This is a genomic window from Nonomuraea sp. NPDC003560 (genome assembly GCF_042878785.1).
GTDB lineage: Bacteria > Actinomycetota > Actinomycetes > Streptosporangiales > Streptosporangiaceae > Nonomuraea.
In genome coordinates, this window is record NZ_JBIAOF010000015.1 from 141,167 (window position 1) to 162,064 (window position 20,898).

Annotated in this window: 12 protein-coding genes; 8 read left to right on the forward strand and 4 right to left on the reverse strand. The window is 72.6% G+C overall.

Translation table 11 applies throughout. The features are described 5' to 3' along the window. Window positions 1-53: 53 nt before the first annotated feature. The 5 genes from ACFYUV_RS43685 to ACFYUV_RS43705 all read left to right on the forward strand — a co-directional run bounded on the left by ACFYUV_RS43685 (window position 54) and on the right by ACFYUV_RS43705 (window position 12,967). Window positions 54-6,890: a polymorphic toxin-type HINT domain-containing protein gene (locus ACFYUV_RS43685; protein WP_387680097.1), complete on the forward strand. Its 6,837-nt coding sequence runs from the start codon at window positions 54-56 to the stop codon at window positions 6,888-6,890. After that, window positions 6,891-7,310, forward strand: a complete 420-nt coding sequence (locus tag ACFYUV_RS43690; protein WP_387680100.1) for a hypothetical protein — start codon at window positions 6,891-6,893, stop codon at window positions 7,308-7,310. 277 nt (window positions 7,311-7,587) lie between these two features. Beyond that, window positions 7,588-9,261 carry a BTAD domain-containing putative transcriptional regulator gene (locus ACFYUV_RS43695; protein ID WP_387680102.1) on the forward strand — a complete coding sequence of 558 codons (1,674 nt, stop codon included), beginning with the start codon at window positions 7,588-7,590 and terminating at the stop codon, window positions 9,259-9,261. A gap of 77 nt (window positions 9,262-9,338) precedes the next feature. Then, complete coding sequence (locus tag ACFYUV_RS43700) at window positions 9,339-11,774, forward strand: S8 family serine peptidase (RefSeq protein WP_387680105.1); 2,436 nt, start codon at window positions 9,339-9,341, stop codon at window positions 11,772-11,774. A gap of 56 nt (window positions 11,775-11,830) precedes the next feature. Continuing rightward, entirely contained in the window at window positions 11,831-12,967 is a 1,137-nt protein-coding gene (locus ACFYUV_RS43705) for a helix-turn-helix domain-containing protein (RefSeq protein WP_387680108.1), read from the forward strand. A gap of 52 nt (window positions 12,968-13,019) precedes the next feature. Here ACFYUV_RS43705 and ACFYUV_RS43710 read toward each other — a convergent pair whose 3' ends face one another. Beyond that, window positions 13,020-13,988 (reverse strand): NAD-dependent epimerase/dehydratase family protein, encoded by a 969-nt coding sequence (locus tag ACFYUV_RS43710; RefSeq protein WP_387680111.1) that lies wholly within the window; start codon window positions 13,986-13,988, stop codon window positions 13,020-13,022. A 200-nt stretch (window positions 13,989-14,188) separates the two neighbouring features. On the opposite strand from ACFYUV_RS43710, the gene ACFYUV_RS43715 reads away from it, so the two are divergent. Next, complete coding sequence (locus tag ACFYUV_RS43715; RefSeq protein ID WP_387680113.1) at window positions 14,189-15,814, forward strand: serine/threonine-protein kinase; 1,626 nt, start codon at window positions 14,189-14,191, stop codon at window positions 15,812-15,814. Window positions 15,815-15,874: 60 nt separating this feature from the next. Here the strand turns inward: ACFYUV_RS43715 and ACFYUV_RS43720 are convergent, their stop codons facing one another. After that, window positions 15,875-16,537, reverse strand: coding sequence for a hypothetical protein (locus ACFYUV_RS43720; protein ID WP_387680116.1), 663 nt, complete (start codon window positions 16,535-16,537; stop codon window positions 15,875-15,877). Window positions 16,538-16,772: 235 nt separating this feature from the next. Here ACFYUV_RS43720 and ACFYUV_RS43725 point away from each other — a divergent pair, with 235 nt between their 5' ends. Then, the gene (locus tag ACFYUV_RS43725; RefSeq protein WP_387680119.1) at window positions 16,773-18,362 is read left to right on the forward strand and encodes a glycoside hydrolase family 27 protein; all 1,590 of its coding nucleotides are present in this window, start codon (window positions 16,773-16,775) and stop codon (window positions 18,360-18,362) included. A 41-nt stretch (window positions 18,363-18,403) separates the two neighbouring features. On the opposite strand, the gene ACFYUV_RS43730 is transcribed toward ACFYUV_RS43725, so the two are convergent. After that, entirely contained in the window at window positions 18,404-19,366 is a 963-nt protein-coding gene (locus tag ACFYUV_RS43730; RefSeq protein WP_387680121.1) for an NADP-dependent oxidoreductase, read from the reverse strand. 99 nt (window positions 19,367-19,465) lie between these two features. Here ACFYUV_RS43730 and ACFYUV_RS43735 point away from each other — a divergent pair, with 99 nt between their 5' ends. Continuing rightward, window positions 19,466-20,077, forward strand: a complete 612-nt coding sequence (locus ACFYUV_RS43735; protein ID WP_387680124.1) for a TetR/AcrR family transcriptional regulator — start codon at window positions 19,466-19,468, stop codon at window positions 20,075-20,077. Here the strand turns inward: ACFYUV_RS43735 and ACFYUV_RS43740 are convergent. Beyond that, the gene (locus ACFYUV_RS43740) at window positions 20,040-20,894 is read right to left on the reverse strand and encodes a dioxygenase (RefSeq protein ID WP_387680127.1); all 855 of its coding nucleotides are present in this window, start codon (window positions 20,892-20,894) and stop codon (window positions 20,040-20,042) included. The genes ACFYUV_RS43735 and ACFYUV_RS43740 overlap by 38 nt on opposite strands. Window positions 20,895-20,898 lie beyond the last annotated feature (4 nt).

Here is a 20,898-nt window from a genome sequence, read left to right on the forward strand (position 1 = left end):
GCGCCCCCGCCGTCCCTCCTGCCGCTTCCGCTCTCTTCCCTGGGAGGTACGGCATGCGCGTCCATGCCGCACGCCGACGTCGCTCTTCCTGGTCCCGGCTGCTCCGCGCGGCCCTCACGTTGCTGCTCGCTGTCGGCCTGATGGTCGTGCCGACGACGCTCCCCTCCGCGAGCGCCGCCGCCGAGCGGGATCGGCCCAAGCCCGTCGACCGGGAACGGGTCGTGCCCGGCCGGCCCGCCGCGGTGAAGCCACGGATCACCGAACCGAAGGCCCCCGACCCCGTGGCCGCCTGGCCCGCGCCCGGCACGGTCGAGGTGGACCTGGCGGCCGCCCCGGCGTCCGCCGCCGCCCGCAAGGCGGGCACGCTGTCCGCGACGGCGGCCGACGCCGCCTCCGCCGCCGGGCGGGTGCGGATCCAGACCCACGACCGCGCGGCCTCGCAGCGCGCGGGCGTCGGCGGCCCGGTCTTCACCGCGGCCCGCACGTCGGGACCGCCGGGCAAGGTCACGATGAAGGTGGACTACGCCCCCTTCGCCGAAGCCTACGGAGGCGGCTTCGGCTCCCGGGTGCGCCTGGCGGCCCTGCCCGCATGTGCCCTGACCAGCCCGGACAAGGCCGAGTGCCGCCAGGCCGTGCCGCTGAAGGGCCGCAACGACACCGAGACCAGGACGCTCAGCGCCGACGTCGACCTGGCCGCCGAGCCGATGGTGCTGGCCGTGACCTCCGGGACGTCGGGGGACAAGGGCGACTTCGGCGTCACCTCGCTGTCGCCGTCGGCGACCTGGCAGGTCAGCCCGCAGACGGGCGACTTCACCTGGTCCTACCCGCTGCGGGTGCCGCCGGTGCCGGGCGGGCTGGTGCCGAACCTGGTGGTCAACTACTCCGCCGCCTCCATCGACGGGCGCACCGCCACCACCAACAACCAGGCGTCCTGGCTCGGCGACGGCTTCGAGCTGTCGCCCGGGTACATCGAGCGCAAGTACAAGTCCTGCAAGGACGACGGCGTCCCCAAGGACCCGACCTACCAGGTCGAGCCGATGGACCAGTGCTGGGCCTACGACAACGCCACGCTCGCGCTCGGCGGATCGGGCGGCGAGCTGGTCCCGACCGGCCCCGACGCCTGGGTCCTGGCCAGGGACGACGGCACCCGGGTCCAGCGCCTCACCGGCACCGCCGCCGACACCGCCAACGGCGACGACGACAACGAGTACTGGCGCGTGACCACCGCCGACGGCACCCAGTACTACTTCGGCAAGAACCGCCTGCCGGGCTGGACCGCCGGCAAACCCCAGACGAACTCCGCCTGGGACGTCCCGGTGTTCGGCGACGACGCCGGCGAACCCTGCCACAAGGACGCCTTCAAGGACTCCTGGTGCCGTCAGACCTGGCGGTGGAACCTCGACTACATCGAGGACACCCACGGCAACGCGGTGACCTTCTACTACGCCAAGGAGCAGAACCGCTACGGCCGCAACCTGCGCGCCGCCGACGACACCGCCTACGACCGCGGCGGCTACCTGACCTCCATCCAGTACGGCCTGCGCACCGGCGACCTGTTCCCGGCCACGCCGCCCGCGCGGGTCGACTTCACCAACGCCGAGCGCTGCCTGCTGACCGCGGCCGAGTGCGCCGACATCTCCGCCCATCCGGTCCGCTGGCCGGACGTGCCCTGGGACATGAACTGCGACGAGGGCACCGAGTGCAAGGACGGCAAGGGGACGGCCTCGCCGAGCTTCTGGACCCGCAAGCGCCTGACGAAGGTCACCACCAAGGTCGTCAACGCGGCCGGCACCGGCCACCGCGACGTGGACTCCTGGGAGTTCAAGCACCTATGGGGCATCGCCGACGTGGACCGGCAGCTCAAGCTCACCGACATCGTCCACACCGGGCACGCCGGTGCGGCGCCGGTCACCATGCCGCCGGTGAGCTTCGTCTACCAGCAGCTGGCCAACCGGGTGGACAAACTGGGCGACGACGTCGGCCCGTTCGTCAAGGAGCGGGTGGCCTCGATCCAGAACGAGACCGGCGGCAAGCTGGACGTCACCTACTCGGGGATGGACTGCAGCCCCTCCGACCTGCCGCAACCGGCGAGCAACCGGCGGCTGTGCTTCCCGACGTTCTGGCAGAACTCCAACGGCGGCGCCGACCCGAGCCTGGACTGGTTCCACAAGTACGTCGTCCGGGAGCTGATCCAGACCGACCTGACCGGCGGCGGCCCGGACATGGTCACCCGCTACGACTACAGCATCGGCAAGCCCGCCTGGCACTACGCCGACGACGACGGCATCACGCCGGAGAAGTTCAAGACGTGGTCGAACTGGCGCGGCTTCGACAAGGTCCGGGTGATCGGCGGGGCCACCAGCGCGGCCGGCGGCGGCACCCCGTCCCAGACCGACTACTGGTACTTCCAGGGCATGAACGGCGACCGCGCGGCGGTCTCCGGCGGAACCAAGGCCGTCACAGTGGACGACGGCGAGGGCGGCACGTACACCGACCACGAATCCCTGCACGGCACGACCCTGCGCACCGTGACCTACGACAAGGCCGGCGGCGTGCCGGTGAGCAAGTCGATCAGCACGCCGTGGTACCACCAGACGGCCTCCAGGTCCCGCCCGTGGGGCACGATCACCGCCAACCTGACCGGCACCAGGTCCACCCGCACCTTCGGCCTGGTCGGCCTGTCCTGGCAGCAGACCCGCTCGACCGTGACCGAGTTCGACCTGACCACCGGCGCCGCGCTGGCCACCGACGACGAGGGCGAGGTGGGCGTCGCCGGCGACGAGGAGTGCACCAGGACCGAGCTGACCGCCGACGGGGCGCGGGTGCTGCGCCTGCCGGCCCGGGTGACCACGGTGGCCCGCCGCTGCGCCGACACGCCGAACCTGCTCACCGACCTGATCGCCGACGCGCGCACCTACTACGACGACAAGGCGTTCAAGGCCGCGCCCGTGCACGGGGACGTGACCAGGACCGAACGCGGGAACGCCGCCTCGGCGACCGCGGTCACCGGCTACCAGGTGATGGCCCGGTCGACCTACGACGACCTGGGACGCCCCAAGACCGTCGCCGACGCCGCCGGGCTGACCACCTCAACCGACTACACCGAGACGCACGGCGTCACCACGCAGGTGGTCACCACCACCCCGCGGGCCCGCGCCGACGACCCCGACTCGGCCATGGTCACGACCCGGGTGCTCGACCCGGCGTGGGGCCTGGCGACGCGCGAGACCGGCGCGGCCGGCAAGGTGACCATCGCGCAACGGGACGCGCTGGGCCGCACCGCGAAGGTCTGGGGGCCGGGCCGCACGACGAGCATGACGCCCGACAACGAGTACCAGTACCTCGTCAACGCCGGCGCGATCGTGGCCGTGGGCGCGAAGACGCTGACCAGCGAAGGCGGCCAGCAGACGTCGTACACGCTGTTCGACGGGTGGCTGCGGCCCAGGCAGTCGCAGGCCCCCGGCAAGAACGGCGACACCAGGGGCCGGATCGTCTCCGACAGCGTCTACAACGGGGCCGGCCAGGTGCACTACACCTTCGCGCCCTACTACGCCGACGGCGACCCCGAGCCCAAGCGGTTCGGCGTGGCCACCGTGGGCGCGGTGGAGTCGCAGCTGTGGAACACCTACGACGGCCGCGGCCGGCTGCTGTCCGAACGGCTGCTGTCCGGCAACAGCGACGGCGACGTCAACGAGCTGTGGAACACCCGCTACGAGTACGGCGGCGACTGGACCAAGGTCGTCCCCCCGTCCGGCGGCACCCCGGTCACCACCTACACCGACGTGCACGGGCGTACCCGTGAGATCCAGCAGCAGACGGCCGCCGGGCCGGTCGTCACCAAGTTCGCCTACAACCACCGCGGCCAGCAGGAGTCGGTGACCGGCCCCGGCAACCAGGTCTGGTCCTACAGCTACGACCTGCTCGGCCGCCGGGTGCAGTCGAACGACCCCGACCGCGGCGTCGAGAAGACCGCCTACGACAACCTCGACCGGCCGGTCCTGATGACCGACGCCCGCAACCAGAAGATCGGCATCGAGTACGACGGGCTCGACCGCATGGTCGCCAAGTACGACGCCACCACGTCGTCGCCCGGCACCAAGGTCGCCGAGTGGGTGTACGACACCGTCCGCAAGGGCCAGCTCACCAGCTCCACCCGCATCGTCGGCAACGACCGGTACACCACGCAGGTGGAGGCGTACGACAACCTGGACCGCCCGCAGCGCAGCAGGGTGGTCCTGCCCGCCGTCGAGGGCGGCCTGGCGCCCGCCCAGGGGTACGTCTTCGACACCAGCTACAACCTCGACGGCAGCGTCGCCGCGAGCAGCAGCCCCGCCGTCGGCGGGCTGCCCGCCGAGAACATCGCCTACACCTACGACGACCTCGGTCGCCTGGTCTCCACCAAGTCCCAGCTGTCGACGTACCTCGTCGGCACCGACTACACCAAGACCGGCCGGGTCATCGGCCTGCGCATGCAGTCCGGCGGCGACGGCAAGCAGATCGACCAGACCTTCGACTACGAGTTCGGCACCGGCCGCCTGGCCAAGGCCACCACCTGGCACTTCGGCATGGCCGGCACCGACCGCAGCACCCAGTACGCCTACCAGCCCGCCGGGAACATCACCCAGATCAAGGACACCTCCCGCGACGGCGTCGACAACCAGTGCTTCCGCTACGACGAGCTGTCCCGCCTGTCGGAGGCCTGGACCCAGGACGGCGACGCGGCCTGCGCCGCCACCGGCGCGACCGCCACCGTGGGCGGCCCGGCCCCCTACCGCGCCGCCTACACCTACGACGACACGGGCAACCGCCGCAGCGAGTCCCTCTACGGCGCCGGCCCGGCGGGCGGCGTCCAGCAGTCGGACCGCGCCTACGTCTACGACCCGGCCAAGGCCCACCGCCTCACCACGGTCCCCGGCGCCGCCTCCTTCGCCTACGACGCCTCCGGCAACACGGTCGAGCGCCGCACCCAGGCGAGCAACCAGACGCTGACCTGGGACGCCGAAGGCGAGCTCGTCAAGGTCAACGACGACAAGAAGGGCGAGACCCGCTTCCTCTACACCGCCGACGGCGAGCGGCTCATCCGGCGCGACAAGGACGGCACGACCCTGTACCTGCCCGGTCTGGAGGTGCACCTGGTCAAGGGGGCCACCAGCCCCACGGCCAGCCGCTACGTCGGCAACGCCATGCGGACCACCACCGGGGTCACCTACGTCCTCGGCGACCACCACGGCACCGCCGAACTGGCCATCAACGCCGAGACCGGCGCCCTCAGCCAGCGCCGCTACACCCCCTTCGGCGCCCTGCGCGGCAGCCAGGGCGCCTGGCCCCAGGACCACCAGCGCGGATTCGTCGGCGGCATCAACGACGCCGGCACCGACCTGACCACGCTCGGCGCCCGCAGCTACGACCCGCTCACCGGCCGCTTCATCTCCGTCGACCCGCTCATCCAGATGGGCGACTCCCAGCAGATGAACGGCTACAACTACGCCAACAACAATCCCCCCACCCTGGCCGACCCCACGGGCAAGAAACCCTGCTGCACCGGCGTCGGCTGCTTCCACTCCATCGCACCCCCCTGCGCGCCGGGCGAGGACCACGACAACCCGGACTGCGAAGGCCCCTGCGATCGGGACGGCGCCAGAAAACGCCTCAACAACGCCCGCGACTCGCAACAGAACGAGCGGCAGCAACAGCAGCAGATCGCCAAGCGGAACGCGGTGCTCGAAGCCTTGAAGGCCGCAGGCATCGGATTCATCAAAGATTTCCTGAAAATAGATGACATAAAAGGCTGTTTAGGCGGCAGCGTCGGCAGTTGCGTCAGCCTGATCCTGGAATTCGTGCCGGCCAAGAAGATCGGCGGCCTGATCTGGAAACTGGCCACCAGGGTCCGGATGGGCATCAAGATCTACAAAAAGGTCCAGGGCGCCATCAAGGCGGCCCGCCGCGCCATCGAGGCCATCGACGCCAAGATCGACGACATCAACAAGAAGATCGCCGCCCTGGACGGCCTGATAGCCCGCGCGGGCAAACGCAGCAAGAACCCGTCCGGAGGCCGGTCCTGCAGTCTGTCCAACAGTTTCGTCCCCGGGACGAAGGTGCTGCTGGCCGACGGCTCCGCCAAACGCATCGACCAGCTGATACCCGGCGACAAGGTTTTGGCCACCGACCCGGAGACCGGCCGCACCGAGGCCAAGGCGATCTTGGCCACCATCGTCGGGCAGGGCTCGAAAAACCTCGTGACCGTCACCGTCGACACTGACGGCGCCGCCGGAAAGGCCACCGGCGACATCATCGCCACCGACGGCCATCCCTTCTGGATAGACAGCGAGAAGGCGTGGCGCGACGCCAAGGACCTGCGTCCCGGGCAGTTCCTGCGTACCTCCGCCGGCACCTACGTCCAGATCACCGCCGTCAGGACCCAGACCACGCAGGCCCGCGTCCACAACCTGACCGTCGCCGACATCCACACGTACTACGTGCTGGTGGGCGCCACCCCGGTTCTGGTCCACAACTGCGGCAACGGATATGCGGACGTGTACTTCGACGACTATGAAGGGCATGTGTCCATCGCAGTCACATACGGGGGTGAAACGGTGCACACCGAAGCAGGGTCCGCGCCAGGACTGCCTTCGATAGCCACCACCCGGACAAGAAGACACACCCCTGGTTCAACGGTCGTCAGGATTCCGCTCAGCGATGCGCGGAACGCACAGAATGCGCAACGCGCCTTTGACGAATACAACTTCGGCCCGCATGACAACCTGTCGAACAACTGCGTGACGTACTGCGCGAGGATCCTGGAAGCAGGAGGATTCACAGTGCCGGCCTCCGACTCGCCGAACATCGTGGGTTGGCTGCTGAACTCGTCATTCCCGCAAAGGAGGCTCTAGGTGGAGCAGGAAGACTGGGAATGGCCCAAGGGGCTGCCGCCGGCCTGGGAGGCTCCCGAGGGGCTGCGGGTCCCGACCGCGTCGGTGTCCCTCAACCTCGCGCTTCAGATGCTCAGCAGCAACATCGTGGGCAACGACGAGATCGAGGTCATCGCGGAGTTCGTGCTCGAGAAGGCGCGGTTCGAACAGTGGACAGGCCGGGTCGACCCGCCGGTGACACTGCGACAGCGGTTCGCGGTGGACCGGGCCGTCGCCGAAGGGTTGCGTGTGGTCCATGAAGCCTGGGTCGCCTATGAGGAGTTGTACAGGACGGCGGGCGCGAGGGCGGGAAATGTCGCGCAGGAGCGAGAGGCGCTGCTCTCAGCCGTACGCGAAGCGACCGCGATCGTGGTGCGGGCGCGGACGGAGAGCTTTTCTTGACCCGTCGACCCTGAACAGCGACCGGCGATCGGCGCAATGTGGTCGCGATCGCCGGTCCGGCGCCCCTGTTCGTGCCGTACAGGGGCGCCGGACCCTGCCTTCCTCGCCCGAACCGGTGTGGCGGAATGCGACCTGCCCCTTACGTGATTGGCTTTTCGTCTCATTCGGATCTCGGCCGCGACTCGGAAATGCCAAAGGTTTTCCGAAGAATCGCGGGATTTGTCTCGGTTGAATATCGGTTGACGGTGGGCTTCGACAGTCGGTCAATCATGGGGAGGTGATCAATTCACCGAACGACGGCGTCCGGGTGCTGGGGGCGGTCGACTTCCGGTGGGCGGGGGCGCCGGTGGTGTTGCGCAGGCGGCAGCAGCGGCTGTTGCTCGGCGTGCTGGCTCTGTCGGCCGGCCGGGTCGTCCCGCTCCAGCGCCTGGCCGAGGTGCTCTGGCCCGAGGGGGCGCCGCAGGGCGCGCGCAGGCAGGTCCAGGTGCTCGTCTCCCGGCTGCGCGGCCTGCTCGCGGACGCCGCCGGGAGCGACGTGGAGGTGTTCGCCACCGGCTCCGGCTACGGGTTGCGCATCGACCCCATGGCCGTGGACGCCCACCGGTTCGCCGTGCTGAGGGAGCGGGCCGGGGGCAGTGACGACGACGAGGAGAAGGCCGGGCTGCTGCGGCAGGCGCTGGAGTTGTGGCGTGGCCCGGTGCTCGATGAGGCGGCCGTCGGCGCCGCCCGCGACACGCTCTGCGTCCGGCTGGAGGAGGCTCGGCGCGAGGCGATCGAGGAGCACGCCGAGGCGTCGTTGCGGCTCGGCCGCCACCGGCAGGTCCTCGGCGCGCTGGCCGAGGAGGTGGCGACCGCCCCCACCCGTGAACGGCTGGTGGGCCTGCTGATGCTCGCGCTCTACCGCTCCGGCCGCATCGCCGAGGCCCTGGACGCCTTCGAACGGTCACGCGCCCACCTGAACGACGAGCTGGGACTCGATCCCGGCCCCGCCCTGGTACGGCTGCGCCTGGACATCCTGCGCGGCGACCCCCGCCTCGGCGGCCGGTCCGGGCAGGGCGGCGCCGGCGGCCCCGAGGCCGTCAGGCGGTCCGGCGACCTGGAGGGGGAGGGGCTGGTGATGCTCGGCCTGGGCCGGATCCGCTTCGCCCAGGACCGCTTCGCCGAGTCCGTCGCCGCCTACGAGGAGGCCCGGCGGGCCTTCCAGCGGCTCGGCGACCGGCGGCACCTGGCGGCCGCCCTGTCCGGGCTGGGCACGGTACGGGCCGAGGGCGGCTGGTTCGCCGAGGGGGAGACCGACCTGCTGGAGGCGGCCTCGCTCTGCTCCGCCCTCGGCGACCAGGCCGGGCACGCGCACGCCATCTACATGCTGGGCTTCGTGGAACGCGAACGCGGCGACGACGAGCTGGCGCTGTGGCTGCTCGGCCGGGCGCTGCAGACGTACCAGAAGATCGGTGACCTGCGCTGCCAGGCCCTGCTCCAGCGCAGCATCGGGCTGGTGCACCGGGCGAGGGGCGAGTACGGGCACGCCGCGACCAGGACGCGCGAGTCCCGCCGCCTGTTCGCCGCCCTGTCCGACCCGCACGGGACGGCCTACGCCGACCAGTCCCTGGCCAAGATCCGGATCCGCGTGGGCGACCTGCCGCAGGCCGAGCGGGCGCTCCAGGCGAGCCTGCGCGTCTTCACCCGCCAGGACGACCGCTTCGGCCGCGCGCTCGGCCTGCGGACGCTCGGCGAGCTGCGCCTGGAGCAGGACGCGGTGGCCGAGTCCAGGGCCGCGCTGTCCGCCTCCCTCGACCTGTGGGACACGCTGGAGCTGCCGCTGTGGCGCGCCCGCACGCTCTCCGTCCTGGCCCGCCTGGAGTCGCGCAACGGCGAGGCCGCGCACGCCGGCGCCGCCCGCCAGGAGTCGACCGCCATCTTCAGCCGGATCGGCAGCCGCGAAGGGCGCTGACGTCGCTGGCAAACGGGTGGCAACAGGGGGCGCTTACATTGCGCGGGCATCTTCGTCCCGCGCCGAAGGAGAGCCTCATGAGGCGATCAGCCACCGTCACGGCGACCATCCACCGCGTGCTCGTCCTGACGGCGATCCTGCTCTCCTCGCTCGCCGTCGCGACCGGCTCGCCGGCCGCCGCGGCGGGGCAGCGGACGGAGGCGGGGCAGCGGGCGGACGCGGTGCCGTGGGTGGAGCCCGGACTGGCCCGCAAGCTCGACGCCGGAGGCAGGCTCCGGGTCAACGTCGTGACCAGGGATCGCGACGAGCTGGCCGCCGTCTCCGGCTCCGGCGCAGGCCAGGTGCTCCAGACGCTGTCCCGCCTGCCCATGGTCACCCTGCGGACCGACCGGGCGGGCCTCCAGCGGCTCGCCGCCAGGCCGGGCGTGCTCAGCGTGTCCGAGGACCGGCCGGTGCCGCCGGCCCTCGGGCAGAGCGTCCCGCTGATCGGCGGCGACCGCACCAGGGCGGCCGGCCTGACCGGCGCGGGCACCGCCGTGGCCGTGCTGGACACCGGCGTCGCCACCGGCCACCCCTTCCTCGGCGGCCGCGTCGTGGCCGAGGCGTGCTTCTCACCCGCCGATCCCGACTACTCCGCCACCAGCCTGTGCCCCGACGGCACCCCCGAGCAGGACGGCCCCGGCTCGGCCGACGCCGAGCGCGGCGGCTGCTCCGACGAGTTGCTGGACTGCTCCCACGGGACGCACGTGGCCGGGATCATCGCCGGTGACGGCGAAGGGATCGACGGCGACGGCGGGAGCGGGGTCGCGCCGGGCGCCGACCTCGTGGCCATCCAGGTCTTCAGCCGCTTCGACTCCGACGTCCATTGCCGTTCCCTCGGCACGCCGTGCCTGCTCAGCTTCGTCAGCGCCCAGGTGGCCGCGCTGGAGAAGGTCCAGGCGCTGAAGGCGACACTGCCCATCGTGGCGGTCAACATGAGTCTGGGCGGCGGCGAGTACACCGCGCCCTGCGAAATCGACGAGCGCAAGGCTCTCATCGACGCCCTGCTGGCGGCCGGGGTCGCCACCGTCGTGGCGGCCGGCAACGACGCCTCCCCGAACGCGGTGGCCGCCCCCGCCTGCGTCTCGTCGGCCGTCGCCGTGGGCAGCACCACCGACGCCGACGTCCTGTCCTCCTTCAGCAACCGCGGCCCGCTGCTGGATCTGCTGGCACCCGGCAGCGACATCGTCTCCTCCGTGCCCGGCGACCGCTGGGCGTCCATGAGCGGCACGTCGATGGCCGCGCCGCACGTCGCCGGGGCGCTCGCGGTGCTGAGCCAGGCGTTCCCCGGGGTCGGGCCCGTGGCTCTGGAGGCCAAGCTCAAGGAGACCGGGCGCGCGATCGCCTACACCGGCGCCACCACGCCCCGCATCCAGCTCGACGCCGCCGCCCAGGGCGCGACGCCCCGGCCGGGGCCCGACCAGTACTTCCACTCGCGGGGCAGGATCCTGGACAACGTCCGGATCAGCGCCAACTCCACCATGGCCGTGCAGGTGGCGGGTGTGGCCGGGCTGCCCGCGCAGGGCGTGCGGTCCGTCGCGCTCAACGTCAGCGCCAAGGGCGACTTCTTCAACACCGGGACGATCACCGTGCACGCCTCCGACGAGCAGGAACCGGACGGCAAGGTGCTCGCCTACGACACCTCCCGCTACGCCTCCACCATGATCATCGCCAGGGTCGGCGCCGACGGCAAGATCAAGCTGGTCAACCGCGGGACGGGCCCCGTCAAGGTGACGCTCGACGCGCACGGCCACACCCTCGACAAGGCGGCCGCCGCCGTGGGCGGCACCTACTTCCCCGTCACGCCCGCCCGGGTGGCCGACCACACGGTCATCCCCGCGCTGGGCAACTACGAGCTGTCCGTCGCGGGCGTGAACGGCCTGCCCGCCACCGGGGTCGCCCAGGTCGCCCTCACCGTGGTCCTGAAGAGCCCGTCGACCGGCACCGTACGGATGTACGCCGCCGGAGACGCCTACCCCGTCGACGCCAACATCGACTACCCGGCGAACCTCACCACGCAGTTCCACACGATCGTCAAACCGGGCCAGGACGGCAAGATCAACGTGCACAACCTCGGCTACGACAACGCCGAGATCTCCGTGGACGTCACCGGCTACTTCTCCGCCGAGCGGCGCGGCGCGCTGGTCAAGGCCGTCCGTCCCACGTCGGCGGGACGGGCCCTGGCGATCCCGGCGGGCGGCACCAAGACCGTGCGCTTCACCGGCCTGCCCGCCTCCGGCGTCACCGCGGTCGCGCTGACCGTGGCCGCGCGGGGCTCGGCCGCCGGGACCGTCTCGGTGCTGCCGCAGAGCGGGCCCTCGACCGCCCGCGTCGTCGCCTACCCGGCGGGCAAGGACGCCGTCGGGTCCACCATCGCCGCCGTCCGCGCCGACGGGTCGGTGGTGCTGAAGAACGAGGGCACCGGGCAGGTGAGCGTCGACGTCGACCTGTACGCCTACTTCGCCAACGCCTGACCCCCGGTCATCCGCGCCTGGAACGTCCTGTGAACCCCGGAAAAGGAGGCGGGCGAATGAGCCCCGCAGTGGTGAACGGCATCCACGCCCGCATGCTCGCGGCCGAACTGAGCCTGCTCAAGGCCGCCTCCGGTCTCGGGCTGGTGCAGCTGGCCGGGCACACGCACTGCAGCAAGTCCTCGCTCCAGCGCTACCTCAGCGGCAAGCTGCTGCCGCCCCGCCAGGCCGTCGAGGCCATCAGCAAGGCGTGCTGCGGCGACACCGCGCGCCTGGTGGCGCTGTGGGAGCTGGCCGTGGCCGGTCCTCCCGAGCGGCCGCGTCCGGCGCAGCTCCCGCACGACGTGCCGGGCTTCACCGGCCGCTGCGCCGAGCTCGCCCGCCTGGCGGAACTGATGCCGGACTCCGGCAACGCCATCGCGATCGCGGTGATCGACGGCGTCGCCGGCGTCGGCAAGAGCGCGCTCGCCGTGCACTTCGCGCATCGCGTGGCCGGCCGGTTCCCGGACGGCCAGCTCCACCTCGACCTGCGCGGCTCCGACGTGGAACGGGGGCCGCTGCCGCCCGCCGAGGCGCTGGCCCAGCTCGTCCGGGCCCTCGCCCCGGACCTGCGGCGCCTGCCCGGCGACGTGGGGGAGCGGGCGGCCCTGTTCCGCAGCCTGATCGGCGGCCGGCGCATGCTCGTCCTGCTGGACGACGCCGTCTCCACGGACCAGGTCCGCGCGCTGCTGCCCGGCAACCCCGGCTGCCTGGTGCTGGTGACCAGCCGTCACCGGCTGGGCGGTCTGGTCGCCCGGGACGGCGCCCACCACCTCGCCCTGGGCACCCTGACCGCCGCCGAGTCCGCCGACCTGCTGGCCGCCGCCGCCGGCGCGGAACGCATCGCCGCCGAGCCGCGGGCCGTCGCAGGCATGACGCGGTTGTGCGGATATCTTCCGCTGGCGCTGCGCATCGTGGCCGAGCACCTGGTGGTGAACCCGTCGCTCACCATGGCCGACCTCGCCGGTGACCTCGCCGGTGACCTCGCCGGTGACCTCGACGGCGACCTCGACGGTGACCTCGCCGCCGAGCAGCGAGCCCCGGACCGGCCCGCCGCCGTACGGGCGGTGTTCCCCAGGTCCTACCGCGCCCTGCCGCCGCCGGCCGCGCGGGCGTTCCGGCTGCTGGGCAGGCAGGGGTGCCTGGACCGCCGCTGACCAGCCGCCGGGTACCGTCGGGGGCCGTCGGGGGCCGCGGTGCCGCGCCCGGTCAGCGGGCGTGTCCCGCGCGCAGCCAGGAGACGTAGTCGGCGATCCCGGAGGCGGTGTCGTAGGCGGGCTCGAAGCCGGTGTCCTCGCGCAGCCGGGTGACGTCGAGGCACAGGTCGCGGCCGGGGCCGGCGGGGTCGCGGCCCTCCCGCAGCTCGACGTCCGCGCCGGGCACGGCCCGCCGGATCGCCGCGGCGACCTCGCCGTTGGTGGTCATCCGGCCGGTGGCGACGTTGTACGTGCGGTGGCGCAGCCGCTCGGCCGTCTGCAGCAGGGCGATGGCCCGGCCGCAGTCCTTGACGTAGCACAGGTCGCCGCCGTCCCCGGCGTACGCGCCCCACGCGGGGCTCGTCAGGTCCGGCGCGGCCCCCTGCACGGCGGCGTGCACGAGCTGCGGCAGGAGGAAGAACGGCGAACGCGCGTGGCCGAGCGGCCCCCAGATCGCGCCGATGCGGAGGTTGACCACGTCCAGCCCGGCGGTCCCGGCCAGATGACCGGCCATCAGCTCGCCGATCTTCTTGAACGTCGGGATCGGGTGGCCGGCCGACATCGTCAGCGGCAGGTCCTCGGCCAGCGGGCTCGGGGCCTCGACGCCGCCGTAGACGCCGATGGTGCTGGCCAGGCCGAGCCGGGACACCTGCCACTCGGTGGCGGCGTGGAAGACGTTGAGCAGGCTCGCGACGGACTTCTCGACCGCCTCGACCGGCTCGTGCGCGCCGACCGGCCAGGGCATCGAGCCCGCCAGGTGCACGATTCCGGTGATCTTGTGCCGGTCGCCCAGGGCGAGCAGCGCCGCCCGGTCGGTGAGGTCGGCCCGCTCGACGACGAGCCGCCCCTCGGCCTCCCCGGCCAGCGGCGCGGGCACCTCGGGGGCCCTGCGCTGGACGAGCACGACGGATTCGCCGAGGTCGAGCAGCGCTCGCGCGGTGTGCGTGCCGATGAAACCGAGCCCGCCCGTGATGAGGATCATTGCCCCAACTCCTTGTCATCAGCACTACTGATCGTCAGTAGTGCTGATGATTACCGTAGTGTGAGGAGCCGGCTGCTGTCCAACGGGCGCAGGACGGGTCCCGCGCGGAACGGTGAGGTGAACCCGCGGGCGGCGGATCCTGATTCATCCCGCTAAAGTTCATGATTCGGTACCGCTGCTGTCCCAGGAGTCACCGCCTCATGCCGAACGCCGAGCCTTTACGTCCTGGAGATCCCACGTCCTTGGGGGCCCACCGGATCACCGGATGGCTGGCCTCCGGCGGGCAGGGGGTCGTCTACCTCGGCCAGGGGCCGGACGGGCGGCCCGTGGCCGTCAAGGTCCTGCACGGGGTCGTGGCCGGTGAGCGGTTCGCCGCCCTGACGGAGGCGGCTCGCCGGGTGGACTCGCCGGGCGTCGCGCGGGTGCTCGACGCGGCCTGGGGGCGGCTGTCGTACATCGTGAGCGAGTACGTGGAGGGGCCGTCGCTGGCCGAGGTGGGCAGGCTCGGCGGCGGGAACCTGCGGCACCTGGCGGTCGGCACGGCCACGGGGCTGGCCGCGCTGCACCGGGCGGGGCTCACGCACGGCGACCTCAAGCCGTCCAGCGTGCTGCTCGGCCGGGACGGCGCACGCCTGGTCGGCTTCGGCGCCGCGGGAACCGGCCCGGGCTCCGGCCGCGCCGGCGCGGGCACCGGGCCCGGGCACGGCTCCGACGGCGGCGCGGTGGCGTACATGGCGCCGGAGCAACTGGACGGGCACACGGCGAGCGCAACGTCAGGGGCGACCGCGGGCCCGACGGCGGGCGCAACGTCGAGGGCGGCGGCGGGAGCGGCGGCGGGAGCAGCGGCGGGAGCGGCGGCGGACGTCTTCGCCTGGGCGTCGGTGATGGCGTTCGCGGCCACGGGCCGGCCGCCGTTCGGCGACGACGCCCCGGCCGCGGTCGCCGGACGCATCCTGCGCGGCGAGCCCCAGCTCGGCGACCTGCCGGACCCGCTGCGTGACATCGTCCGCGCCTGCCTGGCCAAGGATCCGCAGGCCCGCCCGCCCATGACGGCCGTCCTGCCGCTCGTCCTGGGCGAGCCCCGCCCCGCTGCCCCGGCGCCTCCCGAGGACCCTCGGGACGCTCCCGCGGGAACGGCCGCGGACCCTCCTGACGGTCATCGGCACGCTCCCGCGAGGGCGGCCGACGGTCCGGTCGCCTCACCGGATGGCCGGTCCAGGTGGGCGGTGGGACGGCGGTCGCCGGTGCTGGCGCTGGCGGCCGGGGCGGTGGCCGTGTCGGTGGCGGCCGGCGTCGTGGTGTGGAACTCCGGCAAGCGTCAGGCGGACGCCGAGGTGCGGTCCGCCCGCGAGCCCGTGCGCACGTCCGCCTCGGCGGGGCCGTCCCGGCACGGCACGGCGGCGTCGAGGCCCACGAGGACGCCGCAGCGCCGCGCGACCCGCCCCACCCCCTCCGCCACGGGCCCGTCGGAACGCTCCACGACACCGCCCGCCACCACCCGCAGGGCCTCCTTCGCCCTGGCGTACGTGCGCGTCCAGGGCTCCTCGACGATCAACTCGGCCGGGGTCGCCTGCTACACCGGCGCGGTGAACTTCGCCGCGGGGGTGAACGCCAGCCGCCCCGGCGCCGCCTACTCCTACCAGTGGCTCTACGACGGCAGGGTCATCGAGCGCGGCTCGTCCCGCTTCCCCGCCAACAGCCGCAGCGGCTACGTCAGCTCCAGGAGGCTCATCACCCCCGCGAAGGGCAGGCACACCGTCACCTACCGGATCCTGACCCCCTCGCCCAGGACGAAGTCGGTCAGGTTCACCATGTGCGCGCCGTAGGCGGGCACGAGAAGGGCGGGCCCGCGTGGTGCGGACCCGCCCTGATGGCAGCCATGGGGATCACAGCCCGTAGCTGACCACCCAGTATCCGTTGTACCGTCCGCCGTAGCAGGACAGCCTGGTCGGGCTGTGCCAGCTGCGCACGACGACGCCGCCGCCCAGGCTGCAGCGCAGCGAGGTCACGTACCGGTAGTTGTAGCCCCAGTCGCGGTCGCCGTCGCGGTAGCGGTCGTCGTCGTCGCGCCCTTCGTCCCGGTAACGGTCGTCGTCCCGGTAGCGGTCGTCGTCGCGGTACCGGTCGTCGTCCTTGTACCGGTCGTCGTCCTTGTCGCGGTCGTCGTCCTGGTACCAGGCGTGTTCCTTGCCGTGGTCGTCGTCCTTGCACCGGTCGTCGTCGTCCTTGTACCGGTCGTCGTCCTGGTACCAGGCGTGTTCCTTGCCGTGGTCGTCGTCCTTGCAGCGGTCGTCGTCCTTGTGCCGGTCGTCCTGGTCGCGGTCGCCGTCCCAGGAACGGTCGCCGTCCCAGTGGTGGTCGCCGTGGTGCCTGTGGTGGTGGTGCCACCACGGGTCGTCGGCGAGGATGTACGGACCCCTGACGTCGTAGTCCGGGGCCACGTACTCGATCGGCTCCGGACGCGGGTCGGCGGCAGCCGGACCGGCGGTGACGAGCGGAAGAGCGCCGGCGGTGGCGCAAGAGACAAGTGTTGCGATGAGTCGTCGCATCACACCGATCCAATCACTGTCGATGATCTAACCGCTACAGATAGTAACCGCAGGTCAGCGACTTGAAACGCGGCCCGGAGGGCTCCGGGGCACCCCTTCGGCAGCCCTTTGCGCGCCGAACGGCAGGCAACAGAATCCCTCAAGACCCCTTGACTGCACACGCAAACCGACGGACGATCCTGTTTGATTTAGTCGGATCATGTTGGGTCCTCACCCTCGGTGTTGAAGGAGTCCCATGCGTGCGATCCTTCGGTCAACCCTCGCCCTGGCCCTCACCGCGACCTGCCTGACCGCCGTCGCCGGCCTCGCGCCCCCCGCCGCCGCCCTGGACAACGGCCTGGCCAGAACGCCCCAGATGGGGTGGAACGACTGGAACAGCTTCGGCTGCTCGGTCAGCGACGCCCTCGTCAGGCAGACGGCCGACGCCATGGTCGCCTCCGGCATGGCCGCGGCCGGCTACACCTACGTCAACATCGACGACTGCTGGTCCACCAGGACCCGCGACGCGGCCGGCGACCTCGTCCCCGACCCGCAGAAGTTCCCCGGCGGCGTCAAGGCCGTCGCCGACTACGTGCACGCCAAGGGGCTCAAGATCGGCATCTACTCCTCGGCCGGCACCACGACCTGCGCCGGCTACCCGGCCAGCCTCGGCAACGAGCGCAGGGACGCGGCCCTGTGGGCGTCCTGGGGCGTGGACTACCTCAAGTACGACAACTGCGGCGACCACCTCGGGCAGAGCGCGCAGCAGCGCTACACCGCCATGCGCGACGCGCTGGCCGCCACCGGCCGGCCCATCCTCTACAGCCTGTGCAACTGGGGCCAGGACGCCGTCTGGACCTGGGGCATGCCGGTCGGCAACTCCTGGCGCACCACGGGCGACATCCAGGCGAACTGGGGCTCGGTCATGGGCATCCTGGACAGCCAGGCGGGGCTCGCGGCGTACTCGGGGCCGGGCGGCTGGAACGACCCGGACATGCTGGAGGTCGGCAACGCCGGGCTCACGGCCACCGAGTCGCGGGCCCACTTCAGCCTCTGGGCGCTGCTCAACGCGCCGCTCGTCGCGGGCAACGACCTGCGCTCGATGGGTGCCGAGACCCGGACGATCCTCACCAACGGCGAGGTCATCGCCGTCGACCAGGACTGGGGCGGCAGGCAGGGGCAGAAGATCGCCGACAGCGGCGACCTGGAGGTCTGGCGCAAGCCGATGGCCGCGACCGGCACGGGCACGGGCTCGGCCGCCGTCGTGCTGCTCAACCGGGGCGGCGCCGCGGCCACCGTCTCCACCACCGCCTCCGCGCTCGGCCTCGGCGCCGCCGCCACCTACTCCGTACGCGACCTGTGGGCCCACACGACCGGCTCCTCGACGGGCACGATCAGCGCCTCCGTCCCGGCCCACGGAGCCGCCATGTACGTCGTCACCGGCGGCGGCACGCCACCCGCGGCCACCGCGCTCAAGGGCGTCGGCTCCGGCAGGTGCCTGGACGTGCCCGGCGCGTCCCAGACCAGCGGCACCCAGGTCCAGATCTGGGACTGCAACGGCGGCGCCAACCAGCAGTGGACCCCCACCACCGCGGGCGAGCTGCGCGTCTACGGCGGCAAGTGCCTCGACGTGTACGACCGCGGCACCGCCGACGGCACCCGCGTGATCATCTGGGACTGCAACGGCCAGACCAACCAGCAGTGGCGGCTCGGCGCCGACGGCACGCTGACGGCCGTCGGCGCGAACAAGTGCCTCGACGTGCCCGGCAACGCCACCGCCAACGGGACCAGGCTCGTCATCTGGACCTGCAACGGCGGCGCCAACCAGCGGTGGACCCGGTCCTGACCTCGCCCGCGACCCCATCCGCCCGCTGGAGCGGGCCGCGCTCAGGCCACGCTCAGGACGATCTTCCCCTGGATGTGGCCCCGCTCGGCGCGTTCGTGCGCCTTCGGGGCCTCCTCCAGCGGGAAGACGCTGTCGACGCCGACGCGCAGCCGCCCGGCGTCGATCAGCTCGGCCAGCGCGGCCATCTGGGCCCCGTCGGAGTGCACCTGGCCGCCGCGGCGCACGATGCCGCGGCGGGCGAGCTCCTCGTCGTGGTAGTCGCCGAAGAAGACCGGGCTGAGGGTGCCGCCGTCCTTGAGCATGGGCAGCAGCGTGTGGCCGTCGGGGCCGCCCACGGTGTCGATCAGGCAGTCCACGTCGCGCACCGCGTCCTGCGGCCGGACCCGGGTGTAGTCGACGAACTCGGCCACACCCAGGTCCTTCAGGAACGCCTCGTGCCGGCCGGAGGCGACGCCGATGACGTACGCGCCGAGGTCCGTGGCGAGCTGGACGACGAAGTGGCCGACGCCGCCGGCCGCGCCGTTGACCAGGACCCGGCTGCCGGGCCGCAGCCCGATGACGTCGTGGACGTACTGGTAGGCGGTGAGCCCGGCCATCGGCACGGCGGCGGCGGTGACGTGGTCCACCGAGGCGGGCTTGCGGGCCAGGTGGCCGGCCGGGGCGGTGGTGTACTCGGCGTACCCCCTGCCGCCCTCGTCGCCGACGCGCGGGAAGCGCACGAGGCCGTACACCTCGTCGCCCGGCTGCCACTCGGTGACGCCGGGGCCGACGGTCGTCACGACGCCCGACACGTCCGAGCCGGGGGTGAAGGGCAGCGGGATCTCCGGCCGCATCGACGGCGGAATGTTGGCGAACCCCCGGCGGGCGTACCAGTCGGGCGGGTTGAGCGCGGCGGCGCGCACCCGCACCAGGACCTCGCCCGGCCCCGGCGCGGGCCGGGGCACCTCCTCCAGACGCAGGACCTCGGGGCCGCCGGTCTCGTGCACGCGGATGGCCTTCATCATCGATTCTCCTCGGGGAGACGGGCGCCGCTATGATGCGGAGCAGTGTTCCGGATCATAACTGGAGCACTGCTCCGCTTGTCAATCGCCGGAAGGTATCGGATGACCTCAACACCCCGGAACCAGCGCGCGGACGCCCAGCGCAACCGGGAGCGCATCCTGGCCGTGGCCGCCGCCGTCATCGAGGAGCAGGGCACGGAGGCGTCCCTGCGCGACGTCGCGCGCCGCGCCGAGGTCGGCCTGGGCACCCTCTACCGGCACTTCCCGACCAGGGAGGCGCTGCTGGAGGCGCTGCTGCGGCAGCGCTTCGACCTGCTCGCCGAGCGCGCCAGGACGCTGGCCGGCGCCGCCGCGCCGCACGAGGCGCTGGTGGAGTGGCTGCGCTCGTTCGTCGCGGGCGCGGGCGCCTACCGGGGGCTGGCCGCCTCGATGATGGCCACGATCAACGACGAGGGCTCGCCGCTGCACGCCTCCTGCCACGCCATGCGCCAGGCGGGCGGACGGCTGCTGGAACGCGCCCAGGCCGCCGGCGAGGTGCGCGCCGACGTGACCGGGCTCGACCTGTTCGCGCTGGCCAGCGCGGTGAGCTGGATCGCCGACCAGGCCCCCTCGCTGGCCGCCCGCGGCGACCACCTCTTCGGCCTGATCATGGACGGCCTGCGCCCCCCGGAGCGGCTCACCGGCCCGGCGCCCACCCCAGCGGCACCAGCCTGAGGTCGAACTCGACCTCCTCGTACGGCCCGTCCATCTCCCAGCCGCCGGTACGCGGGACCGGCCGCCGCACCAGCTCCTCCTTGACCGCGAACGCGGCGTCCGAGCCCAGGTAGGGGTCGCCGGCCAGGAACACGTGCGTGGTCAGCGGCCGGTGGCCGGGCGCGGTGACCTGGTAGTGCAGGTGGGCGGGGCGCATCGGGTGCCGTCCGATCGCGCGCAGCAGCCGGCCGGCGGTGCCGTCGGCAGGCACCGGGTAGCTGCTCGGGCGGATCGTGCGGAACCAGTAGCGGCCCTCCTCGCCGGCGGTGAACAGGCCGCGCAGGTTGCCGGGCCGCTGGGCGTCGTCCTGGCTGTCGTAGAGGCCGTCGTCGGCCGCCTGCCACAGGTCCACGGTCGCGCCGGGCAGCGGCGTGCCGTCGCAGGACAGCACCCGTCCGTGCACGACCATCGGCGTCCCGCGACCGCGTTCGGGCCCCTCGCTGATCCACGCGCCGGGCTCGCGTTCGGGGGCGGGGGAGTGGAAGGGGCCCTCGACCGAGGAGGGCGTCATGTTGTCCGGGCCGGCGTGGTTGACGTCGTCCACGGCGGAGGTGAGGCCGAGCATGTCCGACAGCAGCACGAACTCGTCGCGGTCGGGTGTGCACCACCTGCCGGTCTCGGCGAGGAAGGCCAGCCCGGCCCGCCACTCGGCCTCGGTGGGACGCACCTCGTCCACGAACGCGTGCAGGTGGGCGATCAGCGCGGAGACGATCTCGCCGACCCGCGGGTCGGGGGCGTCCACCTGGTCGAGCACCTGCCGCACGAGCTTGTCTGTCATGGCG

Excerpts from the sequence above, each read along its gene's own strand:
- ACFYUV_RS43700 (WP_387680105.1), top strand. The coding sequence starts at position 9,339 with ATGAGGCGATCAGCCACCGTCACGGCGACCATCCACCGCGTGCTCGTC.
- ACFYUV_RS43735 (WP_387680124.1), top strand. The coding sequence starts at position 19,466 with ATGACCTCAACACCCCGGAACCAGCGCGCGGACGCCCAGCGCAACCGG.
- ACFYUV_RS43715 (WP_387680113.1), top strand. The coding sequence starts at position 14,189 with ATGCCGAACGCCGAGCCTTTACGTCCTGGAGATCCCACGTCCTTGGGG.
- ACFYUV_RS43720 (WP_387680116.1), bottom strand. The coding sequence starts at position 16,537 with ATGCGACGACTCATCGCAACACTTGTCTCTTGCGCCACCGCCGGCGCT.
- ACFYUV_RS43705 (WP_387680108.1), top strand. The coding sequence starts at position 11,831 with ATGAGCCCCGCAGTGGTGAACGGCATCCACGCCCGCATGCTCGCGGCC.
- ACFYUV_RS43730 (WP_387680121.1), bottom strand. The coding sequence starts at position 19,366 with ATGATGAAGGCCATCCGCGTGCACGAGACCGGCGGCCCCGAGGTCCTG.
- ACFYUV_RS43710 (WP_387680111.1), bottom strand. The coding sequence starts at position 13,988 with ATGATCCTCATCACGGGCGGGCTCGGTTTCATCGGCACGCACACCGCG.
- ACFYUV_RS43725 (WP_387680119.1), top strand. The coding sequence starts at position 16,773 with ATGCGTGCGATCCTTCGGTCAACCCTCGCCCTGGCCCTCACCGCGACC.
- ACFYUV_RS43685 (WP_387680097.1), top strand. The coding sequence starts at position 54 with ATGCGCGTCCATGCCGCACGCCGACGTCGCTCTTCCTGGTCCCGGCTG.
- ACFYUV_RS43740 (WP_387680127.1), bottom strand. The coding sequence starts at position 20,894 with ATGACAGACAAGCTCGTGCGGCAGGTGCTCGACCAGGTGGACGCCCCC.